The 14907-nt window shown below is 60.6% G+C and carries 10 protein-coding genes and 1 pseudogene; all 11 read right to left on the bottom strand.

Annotated features, from left to right (window positions below):
* Positions 1–215: GTP-binding protein (locus JNK99_RS01040; protein WP_291847334.1), on the bottom strand; the 215-nt coding region annotated here is incomplete at its 3' end.
* Positions 216–237: 22 nt separating this feature from the next.
* Entirely contained in the window at positions 238–2331 is a 2094-nt protein-coding gene (fusA, locus tag JNK99_RS01035; RefSeq protein WP_291847330.1) for an elongation factor G, read from the bottom strand.
* A gap of 64 nt (positions 2332–2395) precedes the next feature.
* Positions 2396–2866, bottom strand: coding sequence for a 30S ribosomal protein S7 (gene rpsG / locus JNK99_RS01030; protein WP_291847327.1), 471 nt, complete (start codon positions 2864–2866; stop codon positions 2396–2398).
* Positions 2867–2958: 92 nt separating this feature from the next.
* Positions 2959–3336 (bottom strand): 30S ribosomal protein S12, encoded by a 378-nt coding sequence (rpsL, locus tag JNK99_RS01025; RefSeq protein WP_034938556.1) that lies wholly within the window; start codon positions 3334–3336, stop codon positions 2959–2961.
* A 168-nt stretch (positions 3337–3504) separates the two neighbouring features.
* Entirely contained in the window at positions 3505–7719 is a 4215-nt protein-coding gene (gene rpoC, locus JNK99_RS01020) for a DNA-directed RNA polymerase subunit beta' (protein WP_291847324.1), read from the bottom strand.
* A gap of 89 nt (positions 7720–7808) precedes the next feature.
* Entirely contained in the window at positions 7809–12092 is a 4284-nt protein-coding gene (gene rpoB, locus JNK99_RS01015; protein WP_291847321.1) for a DNA-directed RNA polymerase subunit beta, read from the bottom strand.
* A gap of 264 nt (positions 12093–12356) precedes the next feature.
* On the bottom strand, positions 12357–12725 hold the full coding sequence (gene rplL / locus JNK99_RS01010) for a 50S ribosomal protein L7/L12 (protein ID WP_291847319.1): 369 nt from the start codon (positions 12723–12725) through the stop codon (positions 12357–12359).
* Positions 12726–12774: 49 nt separating this feature from the next.
* The gene (gene rplJ, locus JNK99_RS01005; protein WP_291847316.1) at positions 12775–13272 is read right to left on the bottom strand and encodes a 50S ribosomal protein L10; all 498 of its coding nucleotides are present in this window, start codon (positions 13270–13272) and stop codon (positions 12775–12777) included.
* 289 nt (positions 13273–13561) lie between these two features.
* Positions 13562–14251, bottom strand: a complete 690-nt coding sequence (gene rplA, locus JNK99_RS01000) for a 50S ribosomal protein L1 (protein WP_291847313.1) — start codon at positions 14249–14251, stop codon at positions 13562–13564.
* A gap of 1 nt (position 14252) precedes the next feature.
* Positions 14253–14684, bottom strand: a complete 432-nt coding sequence (gene rplK, locus JNK99_RS00995) for a 50S ribosomal protein L11 (protein WP_291847310.1) — start codon at positions 14682–14684, stop codon at positions 14253–14255.
* Between the two features lie 133 nt (positions 14685–14817).
* Positions 14818–14907 (bottom strand): annotated as a pseudogene (locus JNK99_RS00990) (transcription termination/antitermination protein NusG); the annotation flags it as partial.

Raw genomic sequence — 14907 nt, 5'->3', positions numbered from 1 at the left:
GTCTCGTACTCCACGTGCGCCGTGTTGATCGTGATCCCCCGAGCCTTCTCTTCCGGCGCCGCATCAATCTGGTCGTAGGCCTTCGCCACACCACCAAACTTCTTCGCCAGAATGGTCGTGATCGCCGCCGTCAGCGTCGTTTTCCCGTGATCCACGTGTCCAATCGTGCCAACATTCACGTGCGGCTTCGTGCGTTCAAATTTTCCCTTGGCCATTACCGTATCCTCGAAAACAGGGTCATTTCTTGTTGATGACTGCCTCGGCGACGTTCTTCGGCGCCTCGGCATAGTGCTTGAATTCCATTGAGTAGGTTGCACGACCCTGGCTCAAGGAGCGCAGCGTTGTCGAGTAACCGAACATCTCGGCCAGCGGCACCTCTGCCTTGATCGTCTTCATGTTGCCGGGCAGGTCTTCCATGCCCTGGATCATGCCCCGGCGACTCGACAGGTCGCCCATCACGTTCCCCATGTAGTCTTCCGGCGTTTCCACCTCGACAGCCATCATCGGCTCGAGCAGCGTGGGCGAGGCCCTGCGCATGCCATCCTTGAAGGCCATTGCGGCCGCCATGCGGAAAGCATTCTCGTTCGAATCGACGTCGTGATAGGAACCCTCAAACAGGGTGAATTTGATATCGACCACCGGAAAACCAGCCAGAACACCACTGGTGATCGCATCCTGCAAGCCCTTGTCCACCGCCGGGATGTACTCGCGTGGCACCGTGCCACCCTTGATCGCGTCGACGAACTCGTAGCCCTTGCCAGGTTCGTTCGGCTCGATCTTCAACCAGACATGGCCATATTGCCCGCGGCCGCCCGACTGCTTGACGAACTTCCCTTCCTGCTCGACCGATTTCTTGATGCACTCGCGGTAGGCAACCTGCGGCGCCCCGACGTTGGCGTCAACACCGAACTCGCGCTTCAGACGGTCGACGATGATCTCCAGATGCAACTCGCCCATGCCCGAGATGATTGTCTGCCCGGACTCCTCGTCGGTCCGCACGCGAAACGACGGATCCTCCTGCGCCAGTCGCCCGAGCGCAACGCTCATCTTTTCCTGGTCCGGCTTGGTCTTCGGCTCGACGGCAACGTGAATCACCGGCTCCGGAAAGACCATGCGCTCGAGTGTGATGACCGCCGCCGGATCGCACAGGGTTTCGCCGGTGGTCACTTCCTTCAGGCCGACGCAGGCCGCGATATCTCCGGCGAGAACCTCCTTGAGCTCCTCGCGGTTGTTGGCGTGCATCTGCAAGACCCGGCCGATCCGCTCGCGGCGCCCCTTGATCGGATTGTAGATCGTGTCACCGGACTTCAGAACACCCGAGTAGACGCGGATGAAGGTCAGTTGCCCGACGTAGGGATCGGTCATCAACTTGAAGGCCAGCGCGGAAAACTTCGCCGAATCCGAAGCTTCGCGCGTATCCAGGGAACCATCTTCCTTCTCGCCGGTAACCGGCGGAATATCGACCGGCGACGGCAGGAGATCGATCACCGCATCGAGCATGCGCTGCACGCCCTTGTTCTTGAACGCGGTGCCGCACAGGGCCGGCTGAATCTCGCAGGCGATCGTGCGCTGACGCAACCCCGCGATGATTTCCGCTTCACTCAACTCACCCTGCTCGAGATACCTGTCCATCAGCTCTTCGGACGACTCGGCTGCCGCTTCGACCATCCTGCTGCGCCACTCGTCGGCCTCGGCCCGCAGTTCGGCGGGAATCTCCCGATAGTCGAACTTCATTCCCAGCGACGCCTCGTCCCAGTAGATGGCCTTCATCTTGGTCAGGTCAACCACCCCCTCGAAATAGTCTTCCTTGCCGATCGGGATCACGATCGGAATCGGATTGGCCTTGAGGCGGACGCGCATTTGGTCAACGACCTTGAAAAAATCAGCCCCCTGACGATCCATCTTGTTGACGAAGGCCAGACGAGGCACCTTGTACTTGGTCGCTTGACGCCAGACCGTCTCCGACTGCGGCTGCACCCCACCGACCGCGCAATAGACCATGCATGCGCCGTCCAGGACCCGCATCGAACGCTCCACTTCGATCGTGAAGTCCACGTGACCCGGAGTGTCTATGATGTTGATCCGGTGCTCCGGGCGATCGAGCTGCATACCCTTCCAGAAACAGGTGGTGGCTGCCGAGGTAATGGTAATGCCGCGCTCCTGCTCCTGCGCCATCCAGTCCATGGTCGCGGCGCCGTCATGCACCTCGCCGATCTTGTGGTTGATACCCGTGTAGAACAGGATACGCTCGGTCGCCGTGGTCTTGCCGGCATCGATGTGGGCGCTGATACCGATATTCCGGTATCGCTCAATAGGGGTTTTGCGTGCCACAGTAGTAAACCTTCACTAATAAAGAACGATCGCCAGCACACGATACCGGTGCTGGTGGAGTACTCTAGAACCTGAAGTGTGCGAACGCTTTGTTGGCTTCCGCCATGCGATGCACTTCGTCACGTTTCTTGACCGCCGCGCCGCGGCTTTCCGAGGCGTCCAGCATTTCGGCCGCCAAGCGCTGGCCCATCGACTTTTCGGAACGCTTGCGGGCAGACTCGCGCAACCAGCGCATGGCAAGCGCGACTCGCCGACTCGGGCGAACTTCGACCGGGACCTGATAGTTGGCGCCGCCCACGCGACGACTCTTGACCTCAACCAATGGCTTGATGTTGCCCAAAGCCGCGCTGAACACCTCCAGCGGATCCTTGCCACTCTTGGTGACGATCTGGTCAAAGGCACCATAGACGATGCGTTCGGCGACCGACTTCTTGCCACTCTTCATGATCGTATTGACAAATTTCGACACTTCGACGTTGCCGAACTTGGGATCCGGCAGGATATCGCGCTTCGGAACTTCACGGCGACGGGGCATGGCAACCTCTCATAGTTACAGTTCAGTAGAAGGATCGGACAAGACGCCCCTTCCCGGCCGCCCGCCAGGAGCGACCCTTACTCGGGTGGAGCTCAAGCAGCCTTCGGGCGCTTGGTACCGTACTTGGAACGACCCTGCTTGCGCTTCTTGACCCCCTGGGTATCCAGCGAACCACGAACCGTGTGATAGCGCACACCCGGCAGGTCCTTGACCCGCCCACCGCGGATCAGAACAACCGAGTGCTCCTGCAGGTTGTGGCCCTCACCACCAATGTACGAAATGACCTCGAAGCCATTTGTCAGACGGACCTTGCACACCTTGCGCAGCGCCGAGTTCGGCTTCTTTGGCGTAGTGGTGTAGACACGGGTGCACACTCCGCGCTTCTGAGGACAGTTGCTCAGCGCCGGAACTTTGCTCTTGGTGCGGATCGCCTCGCGAGGCTTGCGCACTAGCTGGTTAATGGTTGGCATGTTTCCACCCCTAATAGATCGATGCAGCAACCAGGGTGCCAAGCACACGGCGTCTGCAAAAAACCAAGGCGGACCAAAGGCCGCCTTGGCAATATTCATGACAAGCCGACGCAACAGAGGGCAATCGGCGACAAAGACCGGCGATTCTAGGGTCTATTAGGCACCAAGTCAAGCCACCGGAACATCCTGAGTGCTCTCTTGGCTCGCCGGCAATTCGTCGTCGGCCGACAAACCGCTGCCTGCCGCCATGTCCTCGCCAGCCGCATTCTTCTTCCGCGTATTGTGATAGGCAAGCCCGGTGCCCGCCGGTATCAGGCGGCCAACGATGACGTTCTCCTTGAGTCCGCGCAACTCGTCGCGCTTGCCCATGATCGCCGCTTCGGTCAGCACGCGTGTCGTCTCCTGGAAGGATGCGGCAGAGATGAACGAATCGGTGGACAGGGACGCCTTGGTGATGCCCAGCAGCACATGCTCATAGGTTGCCGGCAGCTTGCCTTCGGCGAGCATGCGGTCGTTCTCGTCGAGCAGGTGGGCACGCTCCACCTGTTCGCCCTTGATGAACTTGGTATCGCCCGGTTCGAGCACGTTCACGCGACGCAGCATCTGCCGAACGATCACTTCGATGTGCTTGTCGTTGATCTTGACGCCCTGCAGGCGGTACACATCCTGCACCTCATCGGTGATGTAGATGGCCAGTGCCTCCACTCCCAGGAGACGCAGAATATCGTGCGGATCGGGCGCACCATCGACGATCAGCTCACCCTTGTTAACCACCTGGCCGTCATGCACCAGAACATGTTTGTCCTTGAGAATCAGGTACTCGTGGGTCACCCCGTCGAGATCCGTGATGACCAGGCGCTGCTTGCCCTTGGTATCCTTGCCGAAGGACATGGTACCGGTGAATTCGGCCAGCATGCCGGCATCCTTGGGCGTGCGCGCTTCGAACAGTTCCGCCACCCGCGGCAGACCACCGGTAATGTCACGCGTCTTGGCAGACTCCTGCGGCAGACGGGCCAGCACATCGCCAACCGAGATCTGCTGACCATCGAGCACGTTGATGATGGCACCCACTTGAAAGGTGATGGTCACCGGATGATCGCTGCCGTGCATCTTGACTTCCGTACCGTCGGCTTCGAACAACCGGACCTGCGGGCGCAAGCCCTTGCTTGGCGCCTTGCCACCGCGCTTGGGATCGATCACCACCAGGGTCGACAGCCCGGTCACCTCGTCGATCTGCTTGGCAACCGTCACACCCTCCTCGACATTCTCGAATTTCACCAGACCCGAGTATTCGGCAATGATCGGACGCGTGTGCGGATCCCAGCTGGCCAACCTGCCCCCCGCCTTGACCGCCTGCGCATCCTCGACCTGCAGGGTCGCGCCGTAGGGAACCTTGTGCTTCTCACGTTCCCGACCGTTGTCGTCGGTGATCAGGATCTCGCCGGAACGTGTGATGACGATCTTCTCACCCTTGGCACTGGTGACATAACGCATGGTCGAAGTGAAGCGAACGACTCCGGCGCTACGCGTCTCGACGTGGCTGGCCACCGCAGCGCGTGAGGCAGCGCCACCGACGTGGAAGGTCCGCATGGTCAACTGGGTACCCGGCTCGCCGATCGATTGCGCGGCGATCACGCCGACCGCCTCGCCGACGTTGACCGGTGTACCACGACCCAGGTCGCGCCCATAACACTTGGCGCACAGACCGTAACGCGTCTCGCAGGTGAGCGGCGTGCGCGCCTTGACTTCATCGATACCCAGCTGATCGATCAGATCACAGTGATCTTCGCTGATCAGCGTACCGGCTTCGATCACCGTCTCCTGACTGTCCGGGTGCACCACGTCGGCAGCCGTGACGCGTCCCAGGATCCGCTCGCGCAGTGCCTCGATCACCTCGCCGCCTTCGATCAAGGCTTTCATGGTGACGCCATTGGTCGTCCCGCAGTCTTCCTCGATGACCACCAGGTCCTGCGTCACATCGACCAGGCGGCGCGTCAGGTAACCGGAATTGGCGGTCTTCAGTGCGGTATCCGCCAGGCCCTTGCGTGCCCCGTGCGTCGAGATGAAGTACTGCAGGACGTTCAGGCCTTCGCGGAAGTTGGTGGTGATCGGCGTTTCGATGATCGACCCGTCCGGTTTGGCCATCAGGCCACGCATCCCGGCCAGCTGGCGAATCTGCGCCGCCGAACCGCGCGCGCCCGAGTCAGCCATCATGAAGATCGAGTTGAAGGACTCCTGTTTCTCCTGTTCGCCCTGGCGATTGCGCACCTCCTCGTGGCCCAGTTGCTCCATCATCACCTTGGCGACCTGATCACCGGTACGTCCCCAGATATCCACCACCTTATTGTAGCGCTCGCCGTTGGTCACCAGACCGTTGGTGTATTGGTGCTCGATCTCCTTCACCTCGGTTTCCGCCGCAGCGATGATCTCGCGCTTCTGTGCCGGCACCAGCATGTCGTCGGAGCAGATCGAAATACCGGCACGGGTCGCCAGTCGATAGCCGTTCTGCATCAGCTTGTCGGCAAAGACGACGGTTTCCTTGAGACCGCAGCGGCGGAAGGCGGCATTGATCAGCTTGGAGATTTCCTTCTTCTTCAAGGTCTTGTCGATCAGGCTGAAAGGCAGGCCCTTGGGCAGGATTTCGGAGAGCAGCGCGCGCCCCGCCGTGGTGTTGTAGCGTGCCGTTTTCTCCTGCCAGCCGTTCGCCCCATTCTTCTCGTACTCGGCGATGCGCACCGTGATCCGGGCGTGAAGATCCAGCTCACCCGCCTGCATGGCCCGTGTCACCTCGGCAAGATCGGGAAAGATCATGCCTTCACCGCGCGCATTGACGCGCTCGCGAGTCGCATAGTAGAGACCGAGCACGATGTCCTGCGACGGCACGATGATCGGCTCGCCATTGGCCGGCGAAAGGACATTGTTCGAGGCCAGCATCAGCGTCCGCGCCTCCATCTGTGCCTCGAGCGACAAGGGCACATGCACGGCCATCTGGTCGCCGTCAAAGTCCGCATTGAAAGCGGCGCAGACCAGCGGATGCAACTGGATCGCCTTGCCTTCGATCAAAGTCGGTTCAAAGGCCTGAATACCGAGGCGGTGCAGTGTCGGAGCGCGGTTGAGCATGATCGGATGCTCGCGAATCACCTCCTCGAGAATGTCCCAGACTACGGCCTCCTGGGTTTCGACCATCTTCTTGGCCTGCTTGATGGTGGTCGCCAGCCCCATCACCTCAAGCCGGTTGAAGATGAACGGCTTGAACAGTTCGAGCGCCATCAGCTTCGGCAGGCCGCACTGGTGCAGCTTGAGTTGCGGCCCGACGACGATCACCGAGCGTCCCGAGTAGTCGACGCGCTTGCCCAGCAGGTTCTGCCGGAAACGCCCGCCCTTGCCCTTGATCATGTCGGCCAGCGACTTCAGTGGACGCTTGTTGGCCCCGGTCATCGCCTTGCCCCGGCGACCATTGTCGAGCAGCGAGTCGACCGCCTCCTGGAGCATGCGTTTTTCGTTGCGCACGATGATTTCCGGCGCCTTCAATTCAAGCAGGCGCTTGAGACGATTGTTGCGGTTGATCACCCGGCGATAGAGATCATTCAGGTCGGAGGTCGCGAAACGTCCGCCGTCGAGCGGCACCAGCGGACGCAGGTCGGGCGGCAGTACCGGCAGCACTTCCAGAACCATCCACTCCGGCTTGATCCCCGACTTCTGGAAACCCTCCAGCACTTTCAGACGCTTCGAAAATTTCTTGCTCTTGGTCTCCGAAGTCGTTGTCTCGAGCTCGCCCCGCAGACTTTCGACCTCACGCGCCAGGTCGATCGAACGAAGCAGTTCACGGATTCCTTCAGCGCCCATCGCTGCGTAGAAGTCGTCGCCGTACTCCTCGACCTTGGCCAGGTAGTCGTCCTCGGTGAGCAACTGGCCACGGGCCAGCGGCGTCATGCCGGGATCGTAGACGACGAAGGCTTCAAAGTAGAGGACCCGCTCAATATCCCGCAGGGTCATGTCGAGCACCATTCCCAGGCGACTCGGCAAGCTCTTCAGGAACCAGATGTGCGCCACCGGGCTGGCCAGCTCGATGTGCGCCATGCGCTCCCGACGCACCTTGGCCAAGGTTACTTCAACACCACATTTTTCACAGATCACACCGCGATGCTTCAAGCGCTTGTACTTGCCGCACAGACATTCGTAATCCTTGATCGGGCCGAAGATCTTGGCACAAAACAGGCCATCGCGCTCCGGCTTGAAGGTCCGGTAATTGATCGTTTCCGGCTTCTTCACTTCGCCGTAGGACCAGGAGCGAATCTTGTCGGGTGAGGCAAGACCGATGGTGATCGCATCGAACTGCTCTTCCTGCGTCACCTGCTTAAACAAATCAAGCAATGCTTTCATTTTTTGCTCCAGTGAGGAGTGAGCTGTCAGAGGTGAAGAGCGACGGCGCCGGAGCGCCCAGGACGCTCGCTCACCCCTCGGCAAAACAATCAGAAACGTTCGAGATCGATGTCGATGGCCAGCGAGCGTATTTCCTTGACCAGCACGTTGAAGGACTCCGGCATGCCGGCGTCGATCTTGTGATCACCCTTGACAATGTTCTCGTAAACCTTGGTCCGTCCATTGACGTCGTCTGACTTGACGGTCAGCATCTCCTGCAGCACGTAGGAAGACCCATAGGCTTCGAGTGCCCACACCTCCATCTCACCGAAGCGCTGGCCGCCAAACTGCGCCTTGCCACCAAGCGGCTGCTGAGTAACCAGCGAGTACGGACCGGTGGAACGGGCATGCATCTTGTCATCGACCAGATGGTGCAGTTTCAGGACGTGCATGTAGCCCACCGTGACCTGTCGCTCGAACTGCTCGCCAGTGCGACCGTCGTACAGCGTCATCTGGGCCGATTGCGGCATGCCGGCCAGAGTCAGGACGGACTTGATTTCGGATTCCTTGGCGCCGTCGAAAACCGGCGTCGCAAAGGGTACCCCTGCCTGCAGGTTACCAGCCATTTCCAGAATCTCGTCGTCGTTGAGTTCATCGAGACGTTCGGACTTGCCCGTTCCATTGTAGATCTGGTCGAGCAGGCCGCGCACTTCCTCTACGTTCGCCTGCCGACGCAGCATCTCGCCGATCCTCGTTCCCAGTCCCTTGGCGGCAAGCCCGAGATGGACCTCGAGAATCTGCCCGACGTTCATCCGTGACGGCACCCCCAGCGGATTGAGCACGATATCGACCGGACGGCCATCAGCCATGTAGGGCATATCCTCGACCGGCACGATGCGTGAAACCACGCCCTTGTTGCCATGCCGACCGGCCATCTTGTCACCGGCCTGCAGGCGGCGCTTGACGGCAACGTACACCTTGACCATCTTCTGCACGCCGGGTGGCAGTTCATCTCCCTGCGTCAGCTTCTTGCGCTTCTCCTCAAATGAAACATCGAAATCCTTGCGCGTCTGCTCGAGACCTTCACGCAGCGACTCCAGTTGCTGCGCGACCTCTTCGTCAGCCATCCGGATGTCGAACCAGTGATGTGGATCGAGACCCTCGAGGTACTCGCTGCCGACCAGCGTTCCCTTGGCCAAACGCTTCGGGCCACCATTGGCCGGCTTGCCGACGATCATGCGCTCGGCACGGGCAAAGGCATCGCGTTCGACGATGCGCAACTGGTCGGCGAGATCGAGCTTGTAACTGCGCAGGTGATCGTCGATGATCGACTGCGCCCGCTTGTCACGCTCGATGCCCTCGCGGGTGAAGACCTGAACGTCGATCACCGTCCCGGAAATACCGGATTGAACGCGCAGCGAAGTGTCCTTCACGTCGGACGCCTTCTCGCCGAAAATCGCACGCAACAGCTTTTCTTCCGGAGTGAGCTGGGTTTCGCCCTTTGGCGTCACCTTGCCGACCAGTACATCGCCGGCCTCGACCTCGGCACCGATATAGACGATTCCCGACTCGTCGAGTCGCGACAGCTGTGACTCGCCGAGCGACGCGATGTCGCGCGTGATTTCCTCAGGCCCGAGCTTGGTATCACGCGCCACCACCGTCAACTCCTCGATATGGATGGAGGTGAAACGGTCCTCGGCGACGACACGCTCGGAGATCAGGATGGAATCCTCGAAGTTGTAGCCATTCCACGGCATGAAGGCCACCAGCATGTTCTGGCCGAGCGCCAGTTCGCCCTTGTCGGTCGACGCACCGTCGGCCACCACGTCCCCGCTGGCAATGAGGTCACCGACGCGCACCAGCGGCCGCTGATTGATGTTGGTGTTCTGGTTCGAGCGGGTGTATTTGACCAGATTGTAGATGTCGACGCCGACCTCGCCCGGCCCCGTTTCGTCGTCATTGACCCGGACGACCACGCGTGAGGCGTCGACGTAATCGACCAGACCGCCGCGCAGAGCCTGCACGGCAGTACCCGAGTCAACCGCCACCGTCCGCTCGATGCCGGTACCCACCAGCGGCTTCTCGGGACGCAGACATGGCACTGCCTGTCGTTGCATGTTGGCTCCCATCAGCGCACGGTTGGCATCGTCGTGTTCGAGGAAGGGGATCAGTGATGCCGCGACCGAGACGATCTGGCTGGGAGCCACGTCCATGTACTGCACGCGCGTCGGCTCCGCGAGAATCGTCTCGCCCTTCTCGCGGCAGGTCACCAGATGGTCGGTCAACACCCCTTCGTTGCCGATGTCCGAGTTGGCCTGAGCAATGATGTAGGCCCCCTCCTCGATCGCCGAGAGGTACTCGATCTGATCGGTGACCCGTCCGTCGACCACCTTGCGATAGGGCGTTTCCAGGAAACCGTATTCGTTGGTCCGCGCAAACAGCGCCAGCGAATTGATCAGGCCGATGTTCGGACCTTCCGGAGTCTCGATCGGGCAAACGCGACCATAATGCGTCGGATGGACGTCGCGCACTTCGAAGCCGGCTCGCTCGCGTGTCAGACCGCCCGGCCCGAGGGCCGAGACACGACGCTTGTGGGTGATCTCGGACAACGGGTTGGTCTGGTCCATGAACTGCGACAACTGGCTAGAACCGAAGAACTCCCGCACCGCAGCGCTGATCGGCTTGGCGTTGATCAGGTCGTGCGGCATCAGATTGTCCGATTCGGCCTGCGACAGGCGCTCCTTGACGGCACGCTCGACGCGCACCAGACCAGCCCGGAACTGGTTTTCGGCCAGTTCGCCAACCGACCGGACCCGGCGGTTGCCGAGGTGATCGATATCATCGATTTCGCCTCGACCATTGCGCAGCTCGACCAGCAGCTTGATCACTTCGACGATATCGCGCGGCGAAAGCGTCAGTTGTTCACGCACCTCGCCCGTCACCCCCAGGCCCTTCAACTCATCGAACAGCTTCAGCGCGACTTCCCGGGTCAGGTTCTCGGCCACCGCCCGCGGCCCGTGGCTCAATTCGCCAAGGATCTGCTCGACCGACGCGACCGAGTCGCCCACCGCGACGTTGATCAGTTTGACGATGTCGTCACGCTTCGCCGGCACATGCTTGACCATCACCTTGCATTCGACCACGTCCTTGCGTGCGACGCGCCGGTTGAACTTCATGCGGCCGACCGCCGACAGGTCGTAGCGGTCATCGGAGTAGAACAGGCCGTTGAACAGAATTTCGACCGCTTCCTCGGTTGGCGGTTCGCCCGGGCGCATCATCCGGTAGATCGCAATGCGCGCCGCCTGACGGGATACCGTTTCGTCCGAACGCAGGGTTTGCGAAATGAAACCACCACGATCGAGGTCGTTGATATAGAGGGTATGCAGCGACTCGACTCCGGATTCGATCAGCTTGGCAAGCAAGCTCTCGGTGATCTCGTCGTTGGCATTGGCCAGCACCTCGCCACTGCTCTGGTCGATGATGTCCTCGCCGATCACCCGGCCGATCAGAAAGTCATCCGGCACGGCCACCTGCTTGATGCCCGCCGCATCGAGCTCGCGAATGTGCTTGGCGGTGATCCGCTTGTCCTTGGCAATGATCAGCTTGCCGGACGGGTCGTTGAAGTCGAAGCGGGCAACCTCGCCGCGCAGACGCTCGGGCACGAGGGCAAACTCGATCACCCGCTTGCCGAGCAGGAAGGTGTCAAACTCGAAGAACTCGAGCAGAATCCGCTGCGGTGTCAGGCCAATCGCCTTGAGCAGCGTGGTTACCGGCATTTTGCGGCGACGGTCCACGCGGAAGAACAGCAGATCCTTGGGATCGAACTCGAAATCCAGCCATGAGCCACGGTAGGGGATGACCCGTGCCGAGAAAAGCAGCTTGCCGGAACTGTGTGTCTTGCCACGGTCGTGTTCGAAGAATACCCCGGGCGAACGGTGCAACTGCGAGACAATGACCCGCTCGGTGCCGTTGATGACGAACGAACCGGTCGAAGTCATCAACGGGATCTCGCCCATGTAGACTTCCTGTTCCTTCACTTCCTTGATCGTATCAGGTGCCTCGCGGTCGAGTATGACCAGGCGAACCTTGGCACGCAGCGCCGAAGCGAAGGTCAGACCACGCTGCTGGCATTCCGTGACGTCGAAGGCAGGCTCGGAAAGCGTATAGCTGACAAACTCGAGCCGCGCATTGCCGCTATGGCTGACGATCGGGAAAATGGAGGAAAAAGCGGCCTGCAGTCCCTGGTTCCTGCGCTGGGCTGGCGGCACGGCTGCCTGCAGGAAAGCGGAAAAGGATTCCAGCTGGGTTGCCAGAAGGTAGGGCACGTCAAGCACGCTGACGCGCTTGGCGAAGCTCTTGCGGATACGCTTTTTCTCGGTGTAGGAGTAGGTCATGTTCGCTCCGAACTCACAAGGCAAATCCTCTAGCGCGCCGGCGAGGATCGCAAAATCCGCCGGTTCGCAACGGACAAACGCAATGTGACTGCTTCCCGAGGCACCCTGACCAGCACCCGCGGAACCGATCCCCAGTCATCCTTGCGTTTGTACGCTGCCTGTCCCTGCGCCGTCCCGGCGAAGGGCAGACGCAAAGCCGTTTCCGGAAAAGCAGAAAAGGGCTGACAGCCGGAAGGCTGTCAGCCCAACTCGCTTGGCCGGTATTTACTTGACCTCGACCTTTGCTCCGGCATCCTCGAGCAGCTTCTTGAGGGCTTCGGCATCGGCCTTGGAAATCGACTCCTTGACCGCCTTCGGTGCGCTGTCGACGAGATCCTTGGCTTCCTTGAGGCCAAGGCCGGTTGCCGCACGAACAACCTTGATAACCTCGACCTTCTTCTCGCCGATGCCTGCCAGGACGACGGTGAATTCGGTCTGCTCTTCGACCACGGGAGCAGCCGCACCGGGTGCAGCGACTGCCATCGAGGCTGCGGAAACACCAAACTTCTCTTCGAACGCCTTGACCAGATCGTTCAATTCCATGACAGTCATCGCGCCAACGGCTTCGAGGATGTCTTCTTTGGTAATAGCCATAATCACTTAACTCCTAGATCTGAAAACTGAAAAAAAGCTGACAGCAGGCTCAGGCAAGCGCTTCCTCGCGCTGTTTGGCCAAGGCGGCAAGCGCACAGGCAAAACCGGTGACCGGTGCCTGCATGACGCCGAGCAACTGAGCGAGCAACTCGTTCCGACTCGGAATCGACGCGAGCGCCTGCACACCAGCCTTGTCCAGAAGCTTGCCAGCAAAACTGCCGGCCCTCAGAATCAGCTTGTCATTGGTTTTTGCAAAGTCGTTGAGCACCTTCGCGGCAGCGACCGGATCATCCGAGATGCTGTAGATCAGCGGACCGGTCATCTGGTCGGCCAGACTGGCAAAGACAGTACCCTCGACCGCACGCCGCACCAGCGTGTTCTTCATCACCCGAAGATAGACACCCGAAGCGCGCGCCTGTGCACGCAGACGAGTCAGGTGAGCCACCGGCAAGCCGCTGTACTCGGCCAGGACGATCGTCTGGGCACTCGCCATCTTCGCCGACACTTCGGCCACGACGACTTTCTTTTCATCAAGATTGAGACCCACAGGCCCTTCCTCCCATCAAGTCAACAAACGGAACATCCCGGAGAATGCACCGCACCCACGGCGACCTTGATCAGGGGTGACAGCACAGACATGAAGCCTGTGGCTGCGAAATCCTTTTCTGGGTACACCGTCTACGCAGGCCGCTTGCACACTTAAGCCACGAAAACCCATCGTTGGCACCTGCGGTCTTTGACGATCTGCCGACGCTGCGAAAACCCAGCACCGGCAGCCCCACAAAGCTCGTCGGCGGGATCACGCACCAACCCGTGCTCCCGCGCAAATCTCGCTCCTACAGAGTGGAAGCGTCGACCCGGACACCCGGGCCCATCGTGCTCGACACCGCCACCCGTCGCACATACTGCCCTTTCGAGGTCGCCGGCTTGGCCTTGATCAGCGCATCCAGCAGCGCCTTGAGGTTGCCGGCCAGCTTGTCGGCCTCGAACGAGGCGCGACCGATGGTGCTGTGAATGATGCCCGCCTTGTCGGTACGATACTGAACCTGTCCGGCCTTGGCGTTCTGCACGGCGGTAACGACATCCATGGTCACCGTACCCACCTTCGGATTCGGCATCAGGCCGCGCGGACCGAGAATCTGGCCGAGTTGACCGACGATGCGCATCGCGTCGGGCGTCGCAATGACGCGATCGAAGTTGATCACGCCAGACTTGATCTCGGCGGCAAGGTCCTCGAAACCGACAATATCGGCCCCCGCAGCCTTGGCCGCTGCCGCTTTTTCGCCTTGGGCGAACACCGCCACGCGGATCGTCTTGCCAGTACCAGCAGGCAGGACCACCGAACCACGAACGATCTGATCAGACTTGCGCGGATCGACCCCGAGGCAGACGGCGACGTCGATCGATTCGTCGAACTTGGCGTTGGCGAATTCCTTCGCCAATTTCAGGGCATCGGCCACCGGATAGGTCCTGGTGCGCTCGATTTTGCCCTTGATGGCTTTTTGACGCTTACTCAGGCTCGCCATTTCAGAGACCCTCCACCGTGACGCCCATGGTACGGGCACTACCCGCAATCGTCCGCACGGCAGCCTCGAGATCGGCAGCCGTCAAATCGGGCATTTTCTGTGTGGCGATCGCCTCGCACTGGGCGCGAGTCAGGGTACCGACCTTGGCGGTATGCGGTTTGGCGCTACCTTTCTGAATGCCGATCGTCTTCTTGATCAGGACGGTCGCCGGCGGCGCCTTCATGATGAAGGTGAAGCTCTTGTCGGCGAAGGCCGTAATCACGACGGGACTCGGCAGACCCGGCTCCAGACTCTGCGTCTGGGCGTTGAACGACGTGCAGAACTCCATGATGTTGAGACCGCGCTGACCCAGCGCCGGCCCGATGGGCGGCGAAGGATTAGCTTTCCCCGCCGGCACCTGAAGTTTGATGAAACCGATGATTTTCTTTGCCACCGTACGACTCCTCTAAGCGGGTCCAAGCGCGCTCACGCGAGCGCTCCCCAAAAGACAAACGCGGCCCGAAAGCCGCCCTACCGCGGACACACCACCGGGCGACATCCCGGCACCGCGCTTTGACACAGCGAAATCACGCCTTTTCGACCTGCCCGAACTCCAGCTCCACCGGCGTTGGCCGGCCGAAAATCGTCACCGAGACACGCAGGCGATTCTTCTCGTA

It is taken from the genome of Accumulibacter sp. (assembly GCF_016789985.1).
GTDB lineage: Bacteria > Pseudomonadota > Gammaproteobacteria > Burkholderiales > Rhodocyclaceae > Accumulibacter.
This window is presented reverse-complemented; position numbering and strand designations above follow the sequence as displayed.

Bases quoted from the DNA above. Each gene is read 5' to 3' on its own strand.
- rplA (WP_291847313.1), bottom strand. From the start codon at position 14,251: ATGGCGAGCCTGAGTAAGCGTCAAAAAGCCATCAAGGGCAAAATCGAG.
- rpoB (WP_291847321.1), bottom strand. From the start codon at position 12,092: ATGACCTACTCCTACACCGAGAAAAAGCGTATCCGCAAGAGCTTCGCC.
- rpsG (WP_291847327.1), bottom strand. From the start codon at position 2,866: ATGCCCCGTCGCCGTGAAGTTCCGAAGCGCGATATCCTGCCGGATCCC.
- rpsL (WP_034938556.1), bottom strand. From the start codon at position 3,336: ATGCCAACCATTAACCAGCTAGTGCGCAAGCCTCGCGAGGCGATCCGC.
- rpoC (WP_291847324.1), bottom strand. From the start codon at position 7,719: ATGAAAGCATTGCTTGATTTGTTTAAGCAGGTGACGCAGGAAGAGCAG.
- rplL (WP_291847319.1), bottom strand. From the start codon at position 12,725: ATGGCTATTACCAAAGAAGACATCCTCGAAGCCGTTGGCGCGATGACT.